The organism is Nonomuraea fastidiosa (assembly GCF_042751225.1).
Lineage (GTDB): Bacteria > Actinomycetota > Actinomycetes > Streptosporangiales > Streptosporangiaceae > Nonomuraea > Nonomuraea fastidiosa.
Window position 1 is genome coordinate 6,063,691 of sequence record NZ_CP170570.1, and the last position, 21,893, is coordinate 6,085,583.

At 71.9% G+C, this 21,893-nt stretch carries 18 protein-coding genes; 12 read left to right on the forward strand and 6 right to left on the reverse strand.

Annotated features, from left to right (window positions below):
• Positions 1 to 83: 83 nt before the first annotated feature.
• Both dnaE and ACFMQL_RS27960 read left to right on the forward strand, forming a co-directional pair.
• Positions 84 to 3,611 carry a DNA polymerase III subunit alpha gene (gene dnaE, locus ACFMQL_RS27955; protein WP_364054768.1) on the forward strand — a complete coding sequence of 1,176 codons (3,528 nt, stop codon included), beginning with the start codon at positions 84 to 86 and terminating at the stop codon, positions 3,609 to 3,611.
• Positions 3,612 to 3,783: 172 nt separating this feature from the next.
• The gene (locus tag ACFMQL_RS27960) at positions 3,784 to 5,166 is read left to right on the forward strand and encodes an amidase (protein ID WP_378787795.1); all 1,383 of its coding nucleotides are present in this window, start codon (positions 3,784 to 3,786) and stop codon (positions 5,164 to 5,166) included.
• 3 nt (positions 5,167 to 5,169) lie between these two features.
• On the opposite strand, the gene ACFMQL_RS27965 is transcribed toward ACFMQL_RS27960, so the two are convergent.
• Positions 5,170 to 5,703, reverse strand: coding sequence for a hypothetical protein (locus ACFMQL_RS27965; RefSeq protein WP_378787796.1), 534 nt, complete (start codon positions 5,701 to 5,703; stop codon positions 5,170 to 5,172).
• Between the two features lie 63 nt (positions 5,704 to 5,766).
• Here ACFMQL_RS27965 and murA point away from each other — a divergent pair, with 63 nt between their 5' ends.
• Positions 5,767 to 7,077: a UDP-N-acetylglucosamine 1-carboxyvinyltransferase gene (gene murA, locus ACFMQL_RS27970; protein ID WP_364054760.1), complete on the forward strand. Its 1,311-nt coding sequence runs from the start codon at positions 5,767 to 5,769 to the stop codon at positions 7,075 to 7,077.
• 52 nt (positions 7,078 to 7,129) lie between these two features.
• Positions 7,130 to 9,778, forward strand: coding sequence for a transglycosylase domain-containing protein (locus ACFMQL_RS27975; RefSeq protein ID WP_364054757.1), 2,649 nt, complete (start codon positions 7,130 to 7,132; stop codon positions 9,776 to 9,778).
• 1,286 nt (positions 9,779 to 11,064) lie between these two features.
• Here the strand turns inward: ACFMQL_RS27975 and ybaK are convergent.
• On the reverse strand, positions 11,065 to 11,520 hold the full coding sequence (gene ybaK, locus ACFMQL_RS27980; protein WP_364057497.1) for a Cys-tRNA(Pro) deacylase: 456 nt from the start codon (positions 11,518 to 11,520) through the stop codon (positions 11,065 to 11,067).
• 59 nt (positions 11,521 to 11,579) lie between these two features.
• The gene (locus ACFMQL_RS27985) at positions 11,580 to 12,317 is read right to left on the reverse strand and encodes an AraC family transcriptional regulator (protein WP_378787799.1); all 738 of its coding nucleotides are present in this window, start codon (positions 12,315 to 12,317) and stop codon (positions 11,580 to 11,582) included.
• Positions 12,318 to 12,372: 55 nt separating this feature from the next.
• Here ACFMQL_RS27985 and ACFMQL_RS27990 point away from each other — a divergent pair, with 55 nt between their 5' ends.
• Entirely contained in the window at positions 12,373 to 13,506 is a 1,134-nt protein-coding gene (locus tag ACFMQL_RS27990; RefSeq protein ID WP_378787800.1) for an MFS transporter, read from the forward strand.
• Between the two features lie 6 nt (positions 13,507 to 13,512).
• On the opposite strand, the gene ACFMQL_RS27995 is transcribed toward ACFMQL_RS27990, so the two are convergent.
• The 3 genes from ACFMQL_RS27995 to ACFMQL_RS28005 form a co-directional block, all read right to left on the reverse strand.
• Positions 13,513 to 15,216: a trypsin-like peptidase domain-containing protein gene (locus ACFMQL_RS27995; protein ID WP_364054748.1), complete on the reverse strand. Its 1,704-nt coding sequence runs from the start codon at positions 15,214 to 15,216 to the stop codon at positions 13,513 to 13,515.
• 102 nt (positions 15,217 to 15,318) lie between these two features.
• Positions 15,319 to 16,323 (reverse strand): non-homologous end-joining DNA ligase, encoded by a 1,005-nt coding sequence (gene ligD / locus ACFMQL_RS28000; RefSeq protein ID WP_378787801.1) that lies wholly within the window; start codon positions 16,321 to 16,323, stop codon positions 15,319 to 15,321.
• Between the two features lie 30 nt (positions 16,324 to 16,353).
• On the reverse strand, positions 16,354 to 16,575 hold the full coding sequence (locus ACFMQL_RS28005; RefSeq protein ID WP_364054742.1) for a hypothetical protein: 222 nt from the start codon (positions 16,573 to 16,575) through the stop codon (positions 16,354 to 16,356).
• A gap of 503 nt (positions 16,576 to 17,078) precedes the next feature.
• On the opposite strand from ACFMQL_RS28005, the gene hisD reads away from it, so the two are divergent.
• The 7 genes from hisD to priA are packed head-to-tail and all read left to right on the forward strand — an operon-like array spanning position 17,079 to position 21,884.
• Positions 17,079 to 18,395, forward strand: coding sequence for a histidinol dehydrogenase (gene hisD / locus ACFMQL_RS28010; protein ID WP_364054739.1), 1,317 nt, complete (start codon positions 17,079 to 17,081; stop codon positions 18,393 to 18,395).
• Positions 18,392 to 19,462: a histidinol-phosphate transaminase gene (locus ACFMQL_RS28015; protein ID WP_378787802.1), complete on the forward strand. Its 1,071-nt coding sequence runs from the start codon at positions 18,392 to 18,394 to the stop codon at positions 19,460 to 19,462. The genes hisD and ACFMQL_RS28015 overlap by 4 nt, the downstream gene beginning before the upstream one ends.
• Entirely contained in the window at positions 19,459 to 20,052 is a 594-nt protein-coding gene (gene hisB / locus ACFMQL_RS28020; RefSeq protein ID WP_364054736.1) for an imidazoleglycerol-phosphate dehydratase HisB, read from the forward strand. The genes ACFMQL_RS28015 and hisB overlap by 4 nt, the downstream gene beginning before the upstream one ends.
• A complete protein-coding gene (locus ACFMQL_RS28025) occupies positions 20,049 to 20,204 on the forward strand; it encodes a hypothetical protein (protein ID WP_364054733.1) in 156 nt (51 codons plus the stop codon). Before hisB ends, ACFMQL_RS28025 begins: the two co-directional genes overlap by 4 nt.
• Complete coding sequence (gene hisH, locus ACFMQL_RS28030; protein WP_364054729.1) at positions 20,201 to 20,836, forward strand: imidazole glycerol phosphate synthase subunit HisH; 636 nt, start codon at positions 20,201 to 20,203, stop codon at positions 20,834 to 20,836. Before ACFMQL_RS28025 ends, hisH begins: the two co-directional genes overlap by 4 nt.
• Positions 20,833 to 21,162, forward strand: coding sequence for a hypothetical protein (locus tag ACFMQL_RS28035; RefSeq protein ID WP_364054726.1), 330 nt, complete (start codon positions 20,833 to 20,835; stop codon positions 21,160 to 21,162). Before hisH ends, ACFMQL_RS28035 begins: the two co-directional genes overlap by 4 nt.
• Positions 21,162 to 21,884 carry a bifunctional 1-(5-phosphoribosyl)-5-((5-phosphoribosylamino)methylideneamino)imidazole-4-carboxamide isomerase/phosphoribosylanthranilate isomerase PriA gene (priA, locus tag ACFMQL_RS28040; protein WP_364054723.1) on the forward strand — a complete coding sequence of 241 codons (723 nt, stop codon included), beginning with the start codon at positions 21,162 to 21,164 and terminating at the stop codon, positions 21,882 to 21,884. The genes ACFMQL_RS28035 and priA overlap by 1 nt, the downstream gene beginning before the upstream one ends.
• The last annotated feature ends 9 nt before the right edge of the window (positions 21,885 to 21,893 follow it).

Here is a 21,893-nt window from a genome sequence, read left to right on the forward strand (position 1 = left end):
GGCCGGGAGGAGATACGGACTGTCAGTGGCGGGGATTAAAGTCTGATCCGCACGTCCGCTTCGAGACTGGGAGGCGCGGTTCCATGTCGTCCAGCGACTCGTTCGTCCACCTGCACGTCCACACCGAATACTCGATGCTGGACGGAGCCGCGCGGCTGAAGCAGATGTTCCAGGTGGTCGGCGAGCTGGGCATGCCGGCGATCGCCATCACCGATCACGGCAACATGCACGGCGCCTACGACTTCTACAAGCAGGCGACGGGGGCGGGCGTCAAGCCGATCATCGGCATCGAGGCGTACGTCGCGCCGGAGTCGCGCCACAACAAGCGGCCGGTGCTGTGGGGCGAGCCGCACCAGCGCAAGGACGACGTGTCGGCGGGCGGTTACTACACCCACATGACGATCTGGGCCCGCAACAAGACGGGCCTGCACAACCTCATGAAGCTGTCCTCGCGCGCCTACACCGAGGGCTTCGTGCGCAAGTGGGCCCGCATGGACGCCGAGCTGCTCGCCGAGCACGCCGACGGGCTCATGGCCACCACCGGCTGCCCCTCCGGCGAGGTGCAGACCAGGCTGCGCCTCGGCCAGTACGACGAGGCCCTGAAGGCCGCCGCGAAATATCAGGACATCTTCGGCAAGGACAACTTCTTCCTGGAGATCATGGACCACGGCCTCGACATCGAGCGCCGCGTCCGCGACGGCCTGATCCGCATCAGCCGCGAGCTGGACATCCCGCCGCTGGTCACCAACGACTCCCACTACACCTACGAGTCCGACGCCGCCTCCCACGACGCGCTGCTGTGCATCCAGACCGGCAAGCGGCTGTCCGACCCCGACCGCTTCCGCTTCGACGGCACCGGCTACTACATCAAGAGCGCCGACGAGATGCGCGCCGTCGACTCCTCCGACCTGTGGGCCGAGGGCTGCCGCAACACGCTGCTGGTGGCCGAGAAGGTCGACACCAGCGGCTTCTTCGAGCACAAGAACCTCATGCCGACGTTCCCGATCCCCGACGGCATGAGCGAGACCGAGTACTTCCGCAAGGCCGTCTGGGAGGGCATGGCCCGCCGCTGGCCGGAGGGCTACGACGAGGAGCACCGCAAGCAGGCCGAGTACGAGATCGGCGTCATCGAGCAGATGGGCTTCCCGAGCTACTTCCTCGTGGTCGCCGACTTCATCAACTGGGCCAAGCAGAACGGCATCCCGGTCGGTCCCGGGCGAGGCTCGGCGGCGGGGTCGCTGGTGGCGTACGCGCTGGGCATCACCGACCTCGACCCGCTCCCGCACGGCCTGATCTTCGAGCGGTTCCTCAACCCCGAGCGCGTGTCGATGCCCGACGTCGACGTGGACTTCGACGAGCGCAGGCGAGGCGACGTCATCCGCTACGTGACCGAGCGGTACGGCGCCGACAAGGTCGCCATGATCGCCACGTTCGGCACCATCAAGGCCAAGGCCGCCATCAAGGACGCGGGCCGCGTCCTCGGCTACCCCTACGCGCTCGGCGACCGCGTCTCCAAGGCGTTCCCGCCCGCCGTCATGGGCAAGGACATCCCGCTCTCGGGCATCTTCGACCCCGACCATCCGCGCTACGCCGAGGCGGGCGAGCTGCGCCGCCTCTACGAGGAGGACCCCGACGTCAAGGCCACCATGGACCTCGGCAGGGGCCTGGAGGGCCTGATCCGGCAGACCGGCGTCCACGCGGCCGGCGTGATCATGTCGCGCGAGGTGCTGACCGACCACATCCCGATCATGCGCCGCGACTCCGACGGCGCGATCATCACGCAGTTCGACTACCCGACGTGTGAGACGCTCGGCCTGCTCAAGATGGACTTCCTGGGCCTGCGCAACCTCACCATCATGGACGACTGCCTCAAGCTGATCGAGGCGACCACGGGTGAGAAGGTCGATCTGCTCTCGCTGCCGCTCGACGACCGCAAGAGCTACGAGCTGCTCGCCAAGGGCGACACGCTGGGCGTGTTCCAGCTCGACGGCGGCGGCATGCGTTCGCTGCTGCGCCTCATGCGTCCCGACAACTTCGAGGACATCTCCGCCGCCCTCGCCCTCTACCGGCCGGGCCCGATGGGCGCCAACTCCCACACCAACTACGCGCTGCGCAAGAACGGCCAGCAGGAGATCACGCCCATCCACCCCGAGCTGGAAAAGCCGCTCGAGGACATCCTGGAGACCACCTACGGCCTGATCATCTACCAGGAGCAGGTCATGGCCATCGCCCAGCGGGTGGCCGGCTTCTCCCTGGGCGCCGCCGACCTGCTGCGCCGCGCGATGGGCAAGAAGAAGAAGGCCGAGCTGGACAAGCAGTACGCCAGCTTCGAGCGCGGCATGAAGGAGAACGGCTTCTCCGCCGAGGCCATCAAGGCGCTGTGGGACATCCTGCTGCCGTTCTCCGACTACGCCTTCAACAAGGCCCACACGGCCGCCTACGGCCTCATCGCTTACTGGACCGCCTACCTCAAGGCCAACTACCCGGCGGCCTACATGGCGGCGCTGCTGACGTCGGTCAAGGACGACAAGGACAAGTCGGCCCTCTACCTCAACGAGTGCCGCCGCATGGGCATCAAGGTCCTGCCGCCCGACGTCAACGACTCCGACTTCGACTTCACTCCGCGCGGCTCCGACATCCGCTTCGGCCTGTCGGCCATCCGCAACGTCGGCGCCAACGTCGTCGAGGGCATCATCAACGCCCGCAAGCAGAAGGGCCGCTTCACCGACTTCAAGGACTTCCTGCGCAAGGTGCCCGCCGCCGTCTGCAACAAGCGGGTGATCGAGTCGCTGATCAAGGCGGGCGCGTTCGACTCGCTCGGCCACCAGCGCAAGGGCCTGGTCATGGTGCACGAGCAGGCCGTCGATGCGATCATCGACATCAAGAAGAACGAGGCCATCGGCCAGGACTCCCTGTTCGGGGCGATCGACGGCGGCGACGACCAGACCTTCGACGTGCAGATCCCCGAAGGGGAGTGGGACAAGACCACGCTGCTGCAGTTCGAGCGGGAGATGCTCGGCCTGTACGTCTCCGACCACCCGCTGTTCGGCGTCGAGCACATCCTGGCGGCGGGGGCCGACTGCTCGATCGCGGCCGTACAGGACGAGAGCAGGCCCGACGGGCAGGTGGTGACCGTGGGCGGCATCCTGAGCGGGGTCCAGCGCAAGGTCACCAAGAAGGGCGACACCTGGGTGCTGACCCAGCTCGAAGACCTCGCGGGCTCGATCGAGGTGATGATCTTCCCGTCGACGTACCAGCTGTGCTCGACGGTCGTGGCCGAGGACGCCATCGTGTTCGTCAAGGGCCGCATCGACAAGCGGGAGGACGTCGCCAAGATCATCGCCATGGAGGTGACGGTGCCCGACCTGACCCAGGAGGCGGGCGGGCCGGTGAAGGTCAACCTGCCGCTGGCCCGCTGCACGCCGCCCGTGGTCGGCAGGCTGAAGGAGATCCTCACCACCCATCCCGGCACGTCCGAGGTGCACCTGCAGGTGCGCAACGGGCCGCGCACCACCGTCCTGCGGGTCGACGACCGGCTGCGGGTCACGCCGTCGCCGGCGCTCATGGGCGACCTCAAGCAGCTCCTCGGCCCGGCCTCCGTCACCACCTGACGGCCCGGCTGTATCGCCGCCTGACGCCCGCGCCTCGGCCTGCTCCACCGAGGTCGGCCGGGCGCGGGCCTACGGCCGCGGGCCGGGCGGCGTTCGGATCACGGAGCGGGCCGGGCGGTGTTCGGCAACCCTCGCCGTCGCCTCCCCGGCCGGCGTGGGGCAGGATCGCATCGTGAGCGAACTGCACTACCTGACCGCGACCGAGCTGGCCCGCCTCATCAAGACCCGGGAGGTGAGCGCCGTGGAGGTTCTCCGCGCCCACCTCGACCGCATCGACAAGGTCAACCCCGCCGTCAACGCCATCGTCACGCTCGCCGCCGACCAGGCGCTGCGGGCGGCGGAGGCGGCCGACGCGGCCCTCGCGGCCGGCGAGCCGGTGGGGCCGCTGCACGGCGTGCCGGTCGCGCACAAGGACCTGCTCGACACGGCCGGCATCCGCACCACGTACGGATCGCCGCTGTTCGCCGACCACGTGCCGGAGCAGGACGACCTGGTCGTCAGGCGGCTGCGCGCGGCGGGCGCGATCAGCGTGGGCAAGACCAACACCCCGGAGTTCGGCACCGGCTCCCACACGGTCAACGAGGTGTTCGGCGCCACCAGGAACCCGTACGACCTGACGAAGTCGGCGGGCGGCAGCAGCGGGGGAGCGGCCGCCGCGCTGGCCACCGGCATGGTGCCGCTGGCCGACGGCACCGACATGGGCGGCTCGCTGCGCAACCCGGCCTCGTTCTGCAACGTCGTCGGGCTGCGGCCGACGCCGGGCCGCGTCCCCACGCCGTCCGTCACGGCCGCCTGGTACACGCTGTCGGTGTCCGGGCCGATGGCGCGGACGGTCGACGACGTCACGCTCATGCTCGGGGCCATCGCCGGGTTCGACCGGCGCTCCCCGTTCGCGATCAAGGAGAGGTTCGCGCCGGAGCCCGAGCAGGGCGTGGCGGGGCTGCGGGTGGCGTGGAGCCCCGACCTGGGCGGCCTGCCGGTCGATCCGCGCACGGCGGCGGTGACCGCGGCCGCACCCGCCGTGTTCGAGGGGCTCGGCGCCCGCGTGGAGGAGGTCGAGCTCGACCTCGAGGACGCCGACGACGCGTTCAGAACGTACCGGGCCTGGTTCTACCTGCTCGCCCACGGCGACAAGAGCGGCCTCGGCCCCAACACCGCCTGGAACGTCGAGCAGGGCCGCAAGGTCACCGGCGCCGACCTGGCCAGGGCCGAGATGGCGCGCAGCCGCCTCTACCAGCGCATGGCCGACTTCTTCGACACCTACGACGTGCTGATCGCGCCGGTCAGCCAGGTGCCGCCGTTCCCCGTCGAGCATCCGCACGTGAGCGAGATCAACGGCCAGAAGCTGCCCGACTACCTGTCGTGGATGCGCTCGGCCTACCTGATCAGCGTGCTGCACGCGCCGGCCGCGTCCGTGCCCGCCGGGTTCACCGAGGACGGTCTGCCGGTGGGCGTGCAGATCGTCGGGCGGCCGTTCGAGGACGCCAGGGTGCTGCGGGTGGCGCGGGCGTTCGAGCACGCCACCGGCCACGGGCGGCGCAGGCCCCCGCTGTAGCGGCTAGAGCCGGTCCGGGTCGCCGGGCTCGATGCCGTACGGATGCCGCAGCGGCGACTCGCGATAGCCGTGCATGCCCTCAAGGAGGGCGAAGAACCCCACGGCCAGCAGCGGCCAGCACACCAGCACGCCGGAGGCGGTCAGCTTCAGCGCGCCGGGCACGATCGTCACCCCGGGCGCGGCGGCCGCCTCCACCGTGACCGCCCCGATGGTGAACGTGGACCCGATCCACAACGTCAGAAAGGACGCGAGCACCCCGCCCGCGCAGAGCCCCAGCAGCACCGGCAGCATCCACCGGCGGGCGATGAACCAGGCGACCCCGCCGCACACCAGCCCGAGACCGCCGGTGATCACCGCGAACCAGCCGTCGGCCGCGATCAGCGCCTGCGTGGTGGGGTCGGCGAGCACCGTCTGGCCCTGCCCGGTGACCTGGTAGGGAGCCCGGGGCGACAGCCCTGACCAGAGCAGGCCGGCGGCGGCTCCGAGTGTGGCGAGAGTGAGGACAGTTACCGCAAATGCGCGTACTTCCCTCGCCACGCCACTCCCCCTCACATGTACGTCCGAATCAGCTCGATGGTATCTCCCGGTTAGGCTCACTTCGTGATTGCTGAAGAGGTCTGGCTGATAGAACCCTCCGGTCCCCTCCGGGGTGACGTCGAAGTACGCGGTTCCAAGAACGGCGTGTCCAAGCACATGGTCGCCGCCATGCTCGGCGACGGCGAGAGCAGCATCCACAACGCCCCCGAGGTCGGTGAGGTGGGGATCACCGCCGAGATGCTGCGCGCCCTTGGCATCCACGTCGAGATCTCCGGTACGGAGATCAGGATCGAGCGCGGCGCCGAGATCGAGCCGCGGGTGCCCGACGCGTTCACCGGCCTGAACCGCATCCCCATCCTCATGCTCGGCCCGCTGCTGCATCTGGCGGGCGAGGCGTTCGTGCCGCTGGTCGGCGGCGACCCCATCGGGCGGCGGCCGGTCAACTTCCACGTGGACGCGTTGCGGGCGATGGGCGCCGAGGTCGAGGTGAAGGAGACCGGCATCTACGCCAAGGCCAAACGCCTCAACGGCACCCGCATCGAGCTGCCGTACCCGAGCGTGGGCGCCACCGAGACCGTGCTGATGTCGGCGGTGCTGGCCGACGGCAAGACCGTGCTGAAGAACGCCGCCACCGAGCCCGAGGTGGTGGAGCTGGCGCTGTTCCTGCAGCGGATGGGCGCGCGGATCGAGCTCTCGCCCGACCGCAGGATCGTCATCGAGGGCGTCGACCACCTGCGCGGCGCCTCCACGTGGCTGACCGGCGACCGCATCGAGGCGTTCTCGTACCTCGCCGCCGGGCTCATCACCCAGGGCGAGGTACGCGTCCACGGCTGCCCCCAGGACCGCCTGGTCACCGCCATCACCACGCTGGCCAGGATGGGCGCCCAGTTCGAGATCAACGACGAGTACCTGTGCGCCACCGCGCCGCCCGAGGGCCTGCGCGCGGCGGCCGTGCAGACCGACACCCACCCGGGCTTCATGACCGACTGGCAGACGCCGCTCATGGTGCTGTTCACCCAGAGCCACGGTATGTCCGTGCTGCACGAGACGGTCTTCGAAAACCGCCTGGTGTACGTGCCCGCGCTGCAGAAGATGGGCTGCGAGATCGAGGTGTTCGACCAGTGCCTCGGCGGCCCCGCCTGCCGCTACCACGACACCAACGCGCGCCACTCGGCCGTCGTGCGCGGCGTGTCCAAGCTCAAGGGCGCCGACGTGACGCTGCCGGACATCAGGGCCGGGTTCTCGGCCGTGCTGGCCGCGGCCGTCGCCGACGGGCCCTCGACGCTGCGCGGCGTGCACCACATCGAACGCGGTTACCACCGGCCGTTCGAACAGTTCGCCTCGCTGGGTCTGAACATCCGCAGGCAACGGTAAAGAGCTGCCAGCCGGGCGTTTGCCGCCGATCGGGACGTCGCACACAACTCACGTGAGCGTACTCAGATCCATCGGGGCACTCGGGCTGGCGGGAGCGCTGGGCGGGCTGCTCACGGCCGCGCTGGCCGTCCCGGTGGTGGGCGGGGGCGGCATCGCCACGAAGAACGCCGTGAACCACTTCGTGGACCTGCCGCCCGCCCCGCGCGAGGAGCAGCTCTCCCAGGTGACCAGGCTGCTCGACAGGAACGGCCGGCCGTTCGCGCAGTTCTACGAGGCCAACAGGACCGTCGTACGGCTGGCCTCCGTCGCGCCCGTGATGCGCAAGGCCATCGTGGCCATCGAGGACGCCCGCTTCTACGAGCACGGCGGCCTCGACGTCAGGGGCACGCTGCGGGCGCTGCTCACCAACACCCAGGCGGGCGGCATCAAGCAGGGCGGTTCGTCCCTCACCCAGCAGCTCGTCAAGAACATCCTGGTGGAGAGCGCCCGCACCGATGAGGAGCGCGACCGGGCCCGTGCGCCCAACCTCGCCCGCAAGATCACCGAGCTGCGGCTGGCGCTCGCGCTGGAACGCAAGTACCGCAAGGACGAGATCCTCGAGCGGTACCTCAACATCGCCTACTTCGGGGCCGGCGCCCACGGCGTGGAGGCGGCGGCCAGGCGGTTCTTCTCCACCTCCGCGGCCAAGCTCACGCTCACCCAGGCGGCCACGCTGGCGGGGGCGGTGCGCATGCCGTACTCGACCGACCCCTCGCTCGGACGCGAGCACCGCGAACGGCTCAAGGCGCGGCGCGACCTCGTCCTCGACCGCATGGCCGGGCTCAAGTGGATCACCCAGCAGCAGGCGGCCCAGGCCAAGAGCTCACCCCTCGGGCTGCGGCTGCGGCCCGAGCCGGGCGGCTGCGCGCAGAGCGACTACCCCTTCTACTGCGTGTACGTCCAGCAGGAGCTGCTGTCCAACCCCGTCTTCGGCAACACCGCCGCCGAGCGGCGCCGCCGCATGGCCAGGGGCGGCATGACGATCAGGACCAGCCTCGACCCCGTCGCCCAGCGCGCCGCGGAACAGGCCATCCGCAGATACGTCTCGCCCAAGGACACCGAGGTGGCCGCCGAGGCCATGGTCGAGCCCGGAACCGGGCGCATCAGGGCGATGGCCGCGAGCAAGCACTTCGGCCCCAACCCCGGCAACCGCAAGAACGGCCCCAGGACCACCTTCAACCTCGCCGCCGACGTCGCGCACGGCGGCGGGCAGGGCTTCCAGGCCGGATCGACGTTCAAGGTGTTCACCCTGGCCACCGCGCTGCAGCAGGGCTGGCGCTTCGGCGACGGCTTCCAGACGCCCGGCTCGCTGACGCCGTCCCAGGGCTACCGCAACTGCGCGGGACGCCCCGTGAACGACCCCGGCACCCGCATCCACAACGCCAGCGGCGAGGGCGAGGGCGGCCCGCACAGCATCGAGACCGGCACCTGGAAGTCGGTCAACATCTTCTACATGATGCTGGAGCGCAAGGTCGGGCTCTGCAACGTCGTCCGCACCGCCAAGAAGCTCGGCATCGTCAGGGCCGACGGGCAGCCGCTGCGCGAGGTGCCGACGTTCACGCTCGGCATCAACGAGATGGACCCGGTGACCGTGGCGGCCTCGTTCGCGGCCTTCGCGGCGCGCGGGCGCTACTGCCGGCCGCTCGCCATCGTCGAGATCACCGGCAGGGACGGCCGGCGCACGCACATCCCGCCCGCCTGCGAGCAGGCCATCGAGGCGCCCGTCGCCGACGCCGTCAACCACGTGCTCACCGGCGTCTTCGACAAGGGCACGATGAAGGGGCAGAGCATCGGGCGGCCGGCCGCCGGCAAGACCGGCACCAACAACGGCTACACCTCCGCCTGGTTCGCCGGCCACACGCCCGACCTGGCGGCGGCGGTCAGCGTGGGGGACATCCGGGGGTCGTACCGGTATCCGCTGCAGGGCGTGGAGATCGGCGGGCGGCACTACGGGTCGGTGCAGGGGGCGTCGCTGCCGGGGCCGATCTGGGTGGAGTCGATGCGGAAGGCTCTGCGGCGTACGGAGCCGACCCGCTTCCACAAGCCCGACATGTCCCGCTTCGGTGGCGGGCACACGCCCGGCCTGGAGAAGGCGCTCGCCGAGGAGGAGCGCAAGCGGCGCATGCACCCCTTCCTGCGGCGGCACCGGCGGCTCTTCGAGTGGCTGCTCGGGCAGGACGCGATCACCTCGCCGCGGCGTGGGCGCACGGAGTTCACCCTCGAATGGCCCCCGCTCCGCCGCCACCACCCCGCCACCCACACCGCCCCACCCGCCCAACCGAGCACGGCCCCACCCGCGCAGGCGCGCCCGCAGCCTCCCGCGCGGTCCCGCCCGCAGCCTCCCGCGCGGTCCCGCCCGCAGGCGCCAGCTCAATCGCGCCCGCAGGCGCCCGTCCAATCGCGTCCGAAGCCGCCCGCGCAGGCGCGTCCGCAGCCGCCTGCTCAGTCCCGCCCGCAGGCGCGTCCGCAGCCGGCCGCCCAACCGCGTCCGCAACAGGCGGCGCAGCCCCGCAGGCAACCCCCTGCGCAGTCTCGCCCTCAGGGCCCTGCTCAGAACCGCTCACAGCCGTCTGCTCAGCAGCGTCGGCAGCCTTCTGCTGGTGACCGCTCGCAAGGCAGCGGATCCGGCCGGGCGCAGGGTCGCGGGTCAGGTCGTTCGTAGGGCGGCTGATTTGGCCGCGTGTTGCGTGGCGGGTTCGGGTTGGGCGCAGGGTGGCGGATCGGGTCGTTCGTAGGGCGGCTGATTTGGCCGCGTGTTGCGTGGCGGGTCCGGGCCGGGCACAGCGTGGCGGGCAGACCGCGCACAGGGTGCTGCTCCGCCCCAGTCCTAGCGGGCCCGCCGCAGCTCGTTTCGCCAGTCGTGGTTGCGTGGCTCGGAGGGGCCGTCGGGCCAGAGGCCAGCGCGCCCGCAGACCCGCCTGCGAGCGTGCCTCCAGCCCCCGCCCACGCGCGCTCAGCACTGCCTCCAGCCGTCCGCTGGTGATCGCGCGCAAGGGAGCGGGACAGGCCATGCACAAAGCGGCGGGGCAGGTCGTGCGCAGGGGTGGCGGGGCAGGCCGGGCGCAGGGTGGCAGGGCCGAACTCGCCGTAGGGTCCCGCTCTGGCGCGGTCGGTGGCCGGGTTCTCGCAAACTCGTCGCTAGGGTGCCTCCGGCCAATTGTCGTCCCACGGCCCGGGGCTCCTCGGGCGAGGCATGGTTTGCGGCTCCGGCGCAGTCGTCGGCGCGGTGCAGCATTTCGGGTGGGGCGCAGCTTGCCACCACGGCGAGGTCGTCAGCCTGGTCGCAGGCGTCCTGCCCTGGCCCTGCGGCAAGCGGAGCGCAGGCTTCCTTGCGAGGCTCCGCTCGGCACCGCTTCGAGCCGTCTAGCCAGGCACCATCGCCAGCCCCTGCGGTGGCCGGTCGCAGGCGGCTCGTCTTGGTTGAATGCGGCCTGTCACTCCCCGGCGCGGCGCCGGGCCGGTCTCAGCCAGAGCGGCCCACCCGAGGTGCCGGGAGGCTCACCCGAGGTGCCGGGAGCTGGTCTGAGGTGCCGGGAGGCCGGTCTGGGGCGGGTAGTCCCGCGTTCGGAGGGGGCTCGTCCGGGGCGGGCGGTCACGCATTCGGAGGGCTCGTCCGGGGCGCTCAGGCGTGTGCTCGGCGAGCCGGTCGAGGGCGGGCAGACTCCCACGGTTCGGTCGGCGCACCTGGCTCTACGGAAGGCGCCGTCACACTCCGGTTCTATGAAAGCGCCGATGCACTCTGGCTCTACGGAAGCGCTGACGCACCCCCGCTCTACAGAAGGGCTGACACACACCGGCCCTGCGGAAGCGCTGACGCACCCCCGCTCTACAGAAGGGCTGACACACACCGGCCCTGCGGAAGCGCTGACGCACCCCCGCTCTACGGAAGCGCCGTCGCACCCTGGCCCTGTGGAAGCGCCGACACCCCTGCCCTGCCGAAGCGGGTGGTCAGGCGGGTTTGGCGATGGGGGCGGTGAGGGCGCGGGTGAGGGTGATGAGGTTGGCGGGGGCGGTTTCGACCTGGAGGCCGCGCTTGCCCGCCGAGAAGTAGATGGTCTCGAAGTCGAGCGCCGACGAGTCGACCACGGTGGGCAGTTGCTTGCGCTGACCGAGGGGGCTGATGCCGCCGACGACGTAGCCGGTGACGCGTTCGACCTTGGCGGCGTCGGCCATCGCGGCCCGCTTGCCGCCGAGCGCGCCGGCCAGCGCCTTGAGGTCGAGTTTGCCCGCCACGGGCACGACGGCCACGGCCAGCCCGCTCTCGACCTCGACGACCAGCGTCTTGAAGATCCGCTCGTAGGGGACGCCGAGCGCGTCGGCGGCCTCCTCGCCGTAGGCCTGCGCGGAGGGGTCGTGCTCGTAGGGGTGGAGGGTGAACTCGGCTCCGGCCTTGGTCAGCGCCATGGTGGCCGGGGTGCCGCCCTTGCCCTTCGTTTTGCTCACAACCCTCCAGTGTAGCGAATCTACAATGTAAAGGCCCGGCCGGGGGTGTACCCGAAGGCCTTCTTGAACACGTCGATGAACGCGCTGGCCGTCGCCCACCCGCAGCGATGCGCGACGGCGGTCACCGGCAGCCCGTCGGCCAGCAGCAGGAGCGCGTGGTGCAGCCGGAGCTGGGTGCGCCACTGCGGGAAGCTCATGCCGAGCTCGGCCCTGAACAGCCGGGCGAGGGTGCGTTCGCTGGTGCCGGCGCGGGCGGCGAGCTGCGCCAGCGTGGCGGGGTCGGCGGGGTCATGGTGCAGGGCGGCGCACGCGGCGGCCAGGCGCGGGTCGCGCGGGGTGGGCAGGTGAAACGGCTGCTCGGGGGCGCGCTTGAGCTGATCGAGCAGGACGGCGAGGAGACGGGCGCGCTCGGGCTCGGAAGCGGCGGATTCGGCGGTGTACGCGATGATCAGCTCGCGCAGCAGGGGACCGACGGCGAGCACGGCGGGCCGTCCGAGCCGCAGCGGGTTGCGGGTGAGCCCGACGAGGCGCAGGTCGGTGTCGCCGTGGGCGCGATGCTCGTGCACGGTGCCTGCGGGCACCCAGATGGCGCGGTTCGCAGGGGCGACCCAGGTGCCGGCGTCGGTGGTGACGGACAGGACGCCCCGGCAGGCGTACACGATCTGGTGGGTGTCGTGGCGGTGGGCGTCGATGCCGGCGCCGGTGGTGAGGGGCCGGTGTCCGGTGGGCGCCTCCGGCATGTGGCGGATATTCGACATACATTGGCACTTTATCGGAAGCGTGCCAGCGGCCGTCCGAATCACCATCGGAGGCATGAACAGGATTCCTACGCTCGCCGCGGGTCACGCGGCGGTGGACTTCTACCAGGGCGCGGTTCCCGCGCTGGTGCCGTTCTTGGTGGCGCAGCGCGGTTACGGGTACGTGGCCGCGTCCGGCATCGTGCTGGCGGCCACGCTGTCGTCGTCGATCGTGCAGCCGCTGTTCGGAGTGCTGACGGACAGGTGGCGGATGCCGTGGCTGATCCCGGTGAGCACGGTGCTGGCCGGGGCGGGGGTGGCGGCGGGCGGCCTGTCCGGCTCGTACGCGCTGACGTGGCTGGCGGTGGCCCTGTCGGGCCTGGGCGTGGCCGCGTACCACCCGGAGTCGGCGCGGCTGGCGCGGATCGCGAGCGCGGGCGGCCATGTGCGGATGAGCTGGTTCTCGCTGGGCGGGACGCTGGGGTTCGCCTGCGCGCCGGTGCTGGTGACGCCGCTGCTGGCGGTGGGCGGCCTGGAGGCGTCGCCGTTCCTGGTGGTGCCCGCGGTGGCGGGCGCGCTGGCGACGCTGCCCGCGGTGCGGGCGCTGACGGGCGGCACGCGGGCGGCGAAGGCCGCGCCGGTGGCGCGCGGCAGGGACGACTGGGCGGCGTTCGCCAGGCTGACGCTGGTGATCGTCTTCCGTTCGGTGGTGTACGTGGGGCTGAGCGCGTTCGTGGCGCTGCTGATGGGCGGCGGCGCGGCGGGTGCGGTGGCGCTGTTCGTGCTGTTCGCGGGCGGCGCCGTGGGCACGGTGCTGGGCGGCAGGCTGGCGGCGCGGTACGGGCGGGTGCGCACGATGCGGATGGCGTACGTGCTGGCCGTGCCCGCGGTGGCGGGCGTGGTGCTGGTGCCCGGCCCGGCGGCGTACGTGTTCGTGGCGGCCTCCTCGATCGCCCTGTACACCCCCTTCTCCCTGCACGTCACGCTCGGCCAGGACATGCTGCCGAACAGGGTGGGCACGGCCGGCGGGGTCACGCTGGGCCTGGCGGTGAGCGTGGGCGGCCTGGCGAGCCCGCTGGTGGGCGCCGTGGCGGAGGCGTCGTCGCTGCGTACGGCGCTGGCCTGCCTGATCGTGTTCCCGGTGCTCGCCTGGCTGCTCGCGCGCACGATCAAGGAGCCGGAGCCGCTGCCCGCGGCCGAGCCGGCGTGAGCGGGGTCAGTGGCGGGCGCGCAGGCGCAGGGTGCCGGTGTTGTCGCGCTGGTCCGGGTCGAGGCTGGTGGAGACGACCCGGGCGGTGACGGGCAGGCGGCGCGGGGCGTCGGCGGCGACGTGCAGGCGGGCGGTGATCTTGACGGGCTTGCCGGGACGTACGACCGGGATGACGCAGGTGGCGTGGCGGCGGGTGGGCTTGCAGGCGACGCCGCGCACGGCGGTCAGCCCGGCGCCGCGCGGCGCGCTGAGCGTGACGGGCACCCGTGCGGCGGCCATGACGCCGCGCATGGTGACGGTGGCGGTGACGGTGGTGTTCTCGCCGCGCTCAACGGCTGTTGCAGGGCCGGTCAGCTTGACGGACAGGGCGTCGTAGACGCCCTTCGGGTCGGCCTGCCGGACGATGGCGCCGTAGCCTTCGAGGTTGAGCGCGGTGGCGACGGAGTTGCCGTCGGCCTCGCCGTCCTCCTTGCCCGCCGAGAGCACGCCGACGAGGTCGCCGGTGTCCTTGAGGAACCAGGGCCCGCCGGAGTGGCCCTTGTAGAGGTGGCAGTTGTACGTCGCCATGCGCCCGTCCCTGGTGGCCCGGTCGGTGGCGGGCAGGTGGGTGGTGTGGGCGGCGAGCACGGTCTCGGCCGGGGCGACGCCGGCGGTCTGACGGGTCCTGCCGAGGCACCAGAGCTGGTCGCGCCCGTCGTACGGCTGCCTGCCGAGCAGCCCCGGGTAGCCGGTGGTGGCGATGGTGTACCTGCCGCCCTGGTTGAGCATGGGGGTGAAGGCGCCGACGGCGTCCTGGAGGGTGCGGTCGCGCTTGCCGACCTCGATGAGGGCGATGTCGTAGCTGGAGTTCCAGTCGCCGCCGTGCAGGCCGGTGTAGCCGTCGGGCTTCCACGCACGGCGGCCGCCCCAGCGCCCGTACGGCTCGCGCCCGCGCACGGTGGTGGCGCGGCCGTCGTAGGCGGGCACGAACGCGAAGTCGCGGTGCCAGCGGCCGATGGTGGTGCCTTCGGAGACGCTGTAGACGCAGTGGGCGGCGGTGGCGATGAGCAGGCCGCTGGCCGAGCGTACGACGGAGGCGGTGCAGGAGTCGCCCTGCCCGGAGGAGTTGATGAAGAAGAGGCGGCCGCTGATGCGGCTGTAGGGGACGGCGGTGTACGGCCTGGGGACGCGGGCGTAGCCGTTGACGTCGCCGCCGGGGGTGAGGCGCTTGGCGGTGGGGACGCTGAGCAGCGCGACGGTGCGGGCGGCGCCGATGCGGCTCTTGGGCTCGGGGCTCTGGGGCAGGTCGGCGGTTCTGGCTTCGGCCTGCTTGGCGGCGGTCCAGTATTTGACGGCGCGGCCCGGCCGCATCAGCGGCGACGCCTCGGCGCCCCAGGGGAAGGCCGCGGCCTGGGTGGCGGTGCCGGTGGTGGTGCTGGTGCTAATGGTGGGGGGCGGCGCGGCCTCCCGGCCGGCGGCGCTTGACAGGGCCCGGCGGTCGGTGACGAGGGGCGGGGCCTGGGGGTCGGTGACGAGAGACGGGGCCTGGCGGCCGGCGACGGTGGGGGAGATCTGCCGGTCGCCGTGCCTGACGGCGGGCGCGGCCTGATGGGCGGCCTGGGTGGAGACGGCGGGCGGCTGGTCGGCGGTCGCATGCGGGACGGGCGTGGCGGCGGCCAGGCCGGTGAGCCCGGCCAGCCCGGCCATGGTGGTGACGAGAGTTCTGCGCACGATGTCCCCCGAACCGTTCAATGTGCCTCTCGGTAACTCTAAGTCACCATATGGGGACGATTCGTGGTCAGGGGTGGTGTGTCAGGGATAAGCCGTTACGTGTCAGCCGGCGGCGGCGTCGCCCCGGTGGGGGAGGAGCCCGTCGGTGCGGGCCTCGGCGGGCTCGCGGTCGGGCCGCAGCCCCCGCCATGAGGGGTGGCGCAGCCGCCCGTCGCCGGTGACCTCGGCGTACTGGACCTCGCCGACGAGCGCGGGGCGTACCCAATGGGCGTCGCGGGCGTGCTCGCGCGGCACCTCCTCGTCGAAGGGCGGCTCCGGCTGCTCCAGGGGGAGCAGCCGGTCGCGCAGGTCGCGCAGCGCCCGGTCGGTGAACCCGGTGCCGACGTGGCCGACGAAGCGCAGCCCGCCGCCCTGGTCGTACGCGCCGAGCAGCAGCGACCCGATCGTGCTCGCACGCCGCCCGCTGCCCGGTTTCCACCCCCCGATGACGACCTCGGCGGTGCTGACGTTCTTGACCTTGGTCCATTCGCTGCTGCGCCGCCCCGGCCGGTACGGCGAGCCGAGCCGCTTGCACACGACCCCTTCGAGCCCGAGCCGCCGGGAGGACTCGAAGGCGCGGGTGGCGTGGTCGGTGAACCAGACCGGCACCTGCCACCGGTAGCCGGGCGTGAGCGTGCTCTCCAGGATCTCGCGGCGTTCGGTGTAGGTCCGCGAGACGGTGCTGGTCTCGTCGAGATGCAGGATGTCGAAGGCCATGTACGTCACCGGCACGGCCCTGGCCAGCGCGGCAGCGGCGGCCGGGTTGCGCTGGTGCATGCGGGGCTGCAGGGCTTCGAAGCTGGGCCGCCCGGTCTCGTCGAAGGCGACGATCTCCCCGTCGATGACGGCGTCGCGGCCGCCGGTGGCGCCGGCCATGAGCTGCAGCTCGGGGTAGGCGGGGGTGATGTCCTTGGCGTTACGCGACATCAGGCGTACGGCGCTGTCCTCGATGTAGGCGAGGGCGCGCACGCCGTCCCATTTCATCTCCACGGCCCAGCCGGGGCCCTGGACGGCGGTCAGGGTGCCGGGCTGGGCCAGCATCGGGGCGTAGACCGGCAGCCGGACCATGGTGCATGCCGTACCCCGTCCGCTTGCTCGTCAGTGGCGGTCAGGGGTCTGCAGATGGTCAAGCGGCCGGTCGTCGGCGCGTTCGACGAGCTCGGCGAGGTCGACGCCGTGCTCGCTGAGCTCGTCGACGGTGGCGCAGTAGCCGCGCAGGTAGGTGCGGCCGTTGACGCGATGGGAGACGCGCAGGAGCGGGCGATCGTCCAGGATGATCGCCTCGACCAGGATGCCGTCGGGTCCGTGCCACTGTCCCATGCCGCTAAGGGTAAAAGGACGGACATAATGGACAGATAATCTCCGGCGTCCCGCTCCACGTCTCGCCGTAGTACCGCGCCGCGCGGTTTCCGGCGTTTCGCCACAAGCCTCCGGCCCCGAAGTTCCCGCGGTCCCGAAGTCCCCGCAGTCCCGGAGCGCCACAGGCCCGCCGAGCCGGTCACGCCGCGCGACGGCTGGAAGATGTGGCTAAAAATCACGCAACGTCACCTTGTCGCGCCGCAAAGTTTGTCTTGAGAATCCGGGTTAGAGACCGTGTCTCCCGGGCAGTGGAGTTTCCCGTGACTTTCCCCGGCCGTGGCCGTACCCCCGTGACGGCTACGGCGCCGGCCCCGGCAGGCCCGGTCCGGGGCCGCGACGGCCGCGAGGGGCGTGCGTCGGCGAGCGCCGCCCCCGCGGCCGTCGAGCACCGGCCGCGGGGCGTCCGCGCTGTCCGCATGATGGACGCAACCTGAACCGGAGCCCGGACTCCGTAGACTGTGAGGGTGATTTCCCGTATCGACATGCGCGGTTCCCTGCCTGCGGACCTGCGCGACGTGCTGCCCCGCGCCGAGCTCGACGTCGAGGCCGCCCTGGAGAAGGTGCGGCCGATATGTGAGGACGTGCGCCATCGCGGGGCGGCAGCCGTACGGGAGCTGACCGCCACGTTCGACGGCGTTGAGATCGCCTCTACTCGCGTGCCCGCCGAGGCGCTGCGCGACGCGCTGGCCGCGCTCGACCCGCGGGTGCGCGCCGCCCTTGAGGAGTCGATCAGGCGGGCCAGGCTCGTCCACCGCGACCAGCGGCGCACCGACGTCACCACCCAGGTCGTGCCCGGCGGCACGGTGACCGAGCGGTGGGTGCCGGTCGACCGGGTCGGCCTGTACGTCCCCGGTGGCCGCGCGGTCTATCCGTCGAGCGTCGTGATGAACGTCGTGCCCGCCCAGGAGGCCGGCGTCGGCTCGCTGGCGGTCACCAGCCCGGCGCAGAAGGAGTTCGGCGGGCTGCCGCACCCCACGATCCTGGCCGCGTGCGCGCTGCTCGGCGTGGACGAGGTCTACAGCGTCGGCGGCGCGCAGGCGGTGGCGATGTTCGCCTACGGCACCGAGGAATGCGAGCCGGTGTCCATGGTGACGGGCCCCGGCAACATCTTCGTGGCCGCCGCCAAGCGGCTGCTCAAGGGCCGCATCGGCATCGACTCCGAGGCGGGCCCCACCGAGATCGCGATCCTCGCCGACGAGACGGCCGACCCGGTCCACGTCGCCGCCGACCTGATCAGCCAGGCCGAGCACGACGTGATCGCCGCCTCCGTGCTGGTCACCACCAGCCCCGAGCTGGCCGACGCGGTCGAGAAGGAGCTGCCCGGCCAGATCTCGGCGACCAAGCACTCCGAGCGCATCACCGAGGCGCTGAGCGGCCGCCAGTCCGGCATCGTGCTGGTGAGCTCGATCGACGACGGCCTGAAGGTGGTCGACGCCTACGCCGCCGAACACCTGGAGATCCAGACCGCCGACGCCGCCGCCGTGGCGGCGCGGGTGCGCAACGCCGGGGCGATCTTCGTCGGCCCCTACTCGCCGGTCTCGCTCGGCGACTACCTCGCCGGGTCCAACCACGTGCTGCCGACCGGCGGCTGCGCCTGCCACTCCAGCGGCCTGTCGGTGCAGTCGTTCCTGCGCGGCATCCACGTCGTCGACTACACCCGCGAGGCGCTCGCCGGCGCGGCGGCCCATGTGTCGGTGCTGGCCGACGCCGAAGACCTGCCCGCACACGGCGCCGCGATCCGCGCCCGATTCGACTGGCGAGTGCCGACGGAGACCTCGTGAACCTCGACGACCTGCCCATCCGTGACGATCTGCGCGGCAAGACGCCGTACGGCGCGCCCCAGATCGACGTGCCCGTACGTCTCAACACCAACGAAAATCCCTACCCGCCATCGCCCGAGCTGGTCGCCGACCTGACGGCGGAGATCGGGCGGCGGGCGGGCGAGCTCAACCGCTATCCCGACAGGGACGCCACCGAGCTGCGCGCCGACCTGGCCGGCTACCTCGGCCACGGCCTGACGGCCGCGCAGGTGTGGGCCGCCAACGGCTCCAACGAGGTGCTCCAGCAGATCCTGCAGGCGTTCGGCGGCCCCGGCCGCACCGCCATCGGGTTCGAGCCCTCCTACTCCATGCACCCGATCATCACGGGCGGCACCAGCACCGAGTGGATCAGTGCCTCCCGTGAGGGCGACTTCTCGCTCGACCCGGACAAGGCGGTCGCCGCGATCGAGGAGCACCGCCCCGACGTGGTCTTCCTGACCTCGCCCAACAACCCCACGGGCACCGCCCAGCCGCTGGAGACGATCAAGGCGGTGCTGGCGGCGGCCCCGGGCATGGTGGTGGTCGACGAGGCGTACGCCGAGTTCGCCCGCGAGGGCACGCCGTCGGCGCTGACCCTGCTGCCCGACCACCCGAGGCTCATCGTCACCAGGACGATGTCGAAGGCGTTCGCGATGGCCGGCACCCGCCTCGGCTACCTCGCGGCGCACCCGGCGGTGGTCGAGGCGCTGCTGCTGGTGCGGCTGCCGTACCACCTGTCCACGCTGACGCAGGCGGCGGCGCGGGTGGCGCTGCGCCACCGCGACGAGCTGCTCGGCACGGTCGACGCGCTGCGCCGCGAGCGCGACGCCACCGTTGACTGGCTGCGCGGCAAGGGGCTGGAGGTCGCCGACTCCGACGCCAACTTCGTGCTGTTCGGGCGCTTCCCCGACCGGCGCAAGGTGTGGGAGGGGCTGCTGGAGCGTGGAGTGCTCATCCGCGAGGTGGGCCCGCCGGAGTGGCTTCGGGTGACGATCGGCACGGGCGAGGAGATGGCGGCCTTCCGCGCCGCCCTGGAAGGAGCAATGTGAGCCGCGTAGGTCGCGTCGAGCGTGTCACGAAGGAGACCTCGGTCCTGGTGGAGGTCGGCCTCGACGGCACCGGCCGGGTGGAGGTGTCCACGGGGGTCGGCTTCTACGACCACATGCTGGCCCAGCTCGGCAAGCACGGGCTGTTCGACCTGACGGTCAAGACCGAGGGCGACCTGCACATCGACTCCCACCACACGATCGAGGACACCGCGCTGGCGCTGGGCGCCGCGTTCCGCGAGGCGCTGGGCGACAAGTCCGGCATCAGGCGGTTCGGCAGCGCGTCGTGCCCGCTGGACGAGTCGCTCGCCCAGGTCACCGTCGACCTGTCGGGCCGCCCCTACCTCGTGCACACCGAGCCCGAGGGCATGGCGCCGATGATCGGCCCCGACTACGACACGACGATGACCCGCCACATCCTGGAGTCGTTCGTCGCGCAGGCGGCCATCTGCCTGCACGTTCATGTGCCTTACGGCCGCAACGCGCACCACATCGTCGAGGCGCAGTTCAAGGCGCTGGCGCGGGCGCTGCGCGAGGCGTCCGAGCTCGACCCGCGCGCGAGCGGGGTGCCGAGCACCAAGGGCGTGCTGTGACCGACAACCTGCTCGCCCCGGTGCTGGTGTTCATCGGGCTGTTCCTCGGCGGCGGCGTGTACTCCCTGGCCAAGCAGGGGCTGAAGGCGGGCGCGGCGATGTGCGCGGTCGGCGCGGTGATGGCGATTACGGCGGGAGTGTTGTGGTGGTGAAGAAGAACGTCGTGGTGCTCGACTACGGCTCGGGCAACCTGCGCTCGGCCGAGCGCGCGCTGACCAGGGCGGGCGCCGAGGTGACGGTGACGTCCGACTTCCAGACGGCCCAGGAGTGCGACGGCCTGGTGGTGCCGGGCGTGGGCGCGTTCGCCGCCTGCATGGAGGGCCTGAAGGCGGTGCGCGGCGAGCAGATCATCGGCCGCCGCCTGTCCGGCGGCAGGCCCGTGCTCGGCATCTGCGTCGGCATGCAGATCCTGTTCGCGCGCGGCGTCGAGCACGGCGTCGAGACCGAGGGCTGCGGCGAGTGGCCGGGCACGGTCGAGCAGCTCGACGCGCCCGTGCTGCCGCACATGGGGTGGAACACCGTCAAGGCGCCCGCGGGCAGCGTGCTGTTCGACGGGCTCGACGCCGACACCCGCTTCTACTTCGTCCACTCCTACGGCGTGCGCGACTGGGTGCTGCGCACCGGCGACGGCTTCTCCGAGCCGCTCGTCACCTGGGCCGAGCACGGCGTGCCGTTCGTGGCCGCCGTGGAGAACGGCCCGCTCATGGGCACCCAGTTCCACCCGGAGAAGTCCGGCGACGCCGGCGCGGCCCTGCTGCGAAACTGGGTCAAGGCGCTGCCGTGAGCAAGGAGCGTGCGCGCCGCAGGGCGGAGCGGGAGGCCGAGCGGGCGCGCGCGATCCGGGCCAACGAGGAGCGGCAGGCCCGCAGGGCCAGGCGTCGCGCCCTCATCGCCCGGCTGACGCCGCGCCCGGTGCGCATCCGCCGCCAGGGCGGGCTGCTGGCCCGCCGCCATCGCGCCCAGAACGCCGTGGTGGCGCTCGGCTTCCTGCTCGTCCAGGTGATCGCGTGGCTGGTGTGGGGGTCGCTCCTGGCCAGCTTCGCCGTCCTGGTGCTGTCGGTGCTGTTCGTGCCCGTCGTCGTGACGCTCGCTTTCGACCGGAGGACCTGATGTCACTCACATTGCTGCCCGCCGTCGACATCGTCGACGGCCAGGCCGTACGCCTGGTGCAGGGCGAGGCCGGCACCGAGACCGGCTACGGCGAGCCGCTGGCCGCCGCGCTGGCCTGGCAGGAGGCGGGCGCGGAGTGGATCCACCTGGTCGATCTCGACGCCGCCTTCGGCCGGGGGAGCAATCGCGAGCTGATCGCCGAGATGATCGGCAGGCTCGACGTCAACGTGGAGCTGTCGGGCGGCATCCGCGACGACGACTCCCTGGCCCAGGCGCTGGCCACCGGCTGCCGCCGGGTCAACATCGGCACCGCCGCGCTGGAGAACCCCGCCTGGTGCAGCAAGATCATCGCCGAGTACGGCGACCGCATCGCGGTGGGCCTCGACGTGCGCGGCACCACACTGGCCGCGCGCGGCTGGACCGAGGACGCCGGCGACCTGTGGGAGGTGCTCGACCGGCTCGAAGCCGACGGCTGCCCCCGCTACGTCGTCACCGACGTCACCAAGGACGGCATGCTCCAGGGCCCCAACCTCGACCTCTACCGGCGCATCCTGGCCCGTACCGACAAGCCCGTGGTGGCCAGCGGCGGCGTCTCCAGCATCGACGACCTGGTCGCCCTCGCCTCCCTGGTCCCCGACGGCCTGGAGGGGGTCATCGTGGGCAGGGCCCTGTACGCTCGCGCGTTCACCCTGGAAGATGCGCTGGCAGCGGTACGCGTGTGACCGTGCCAG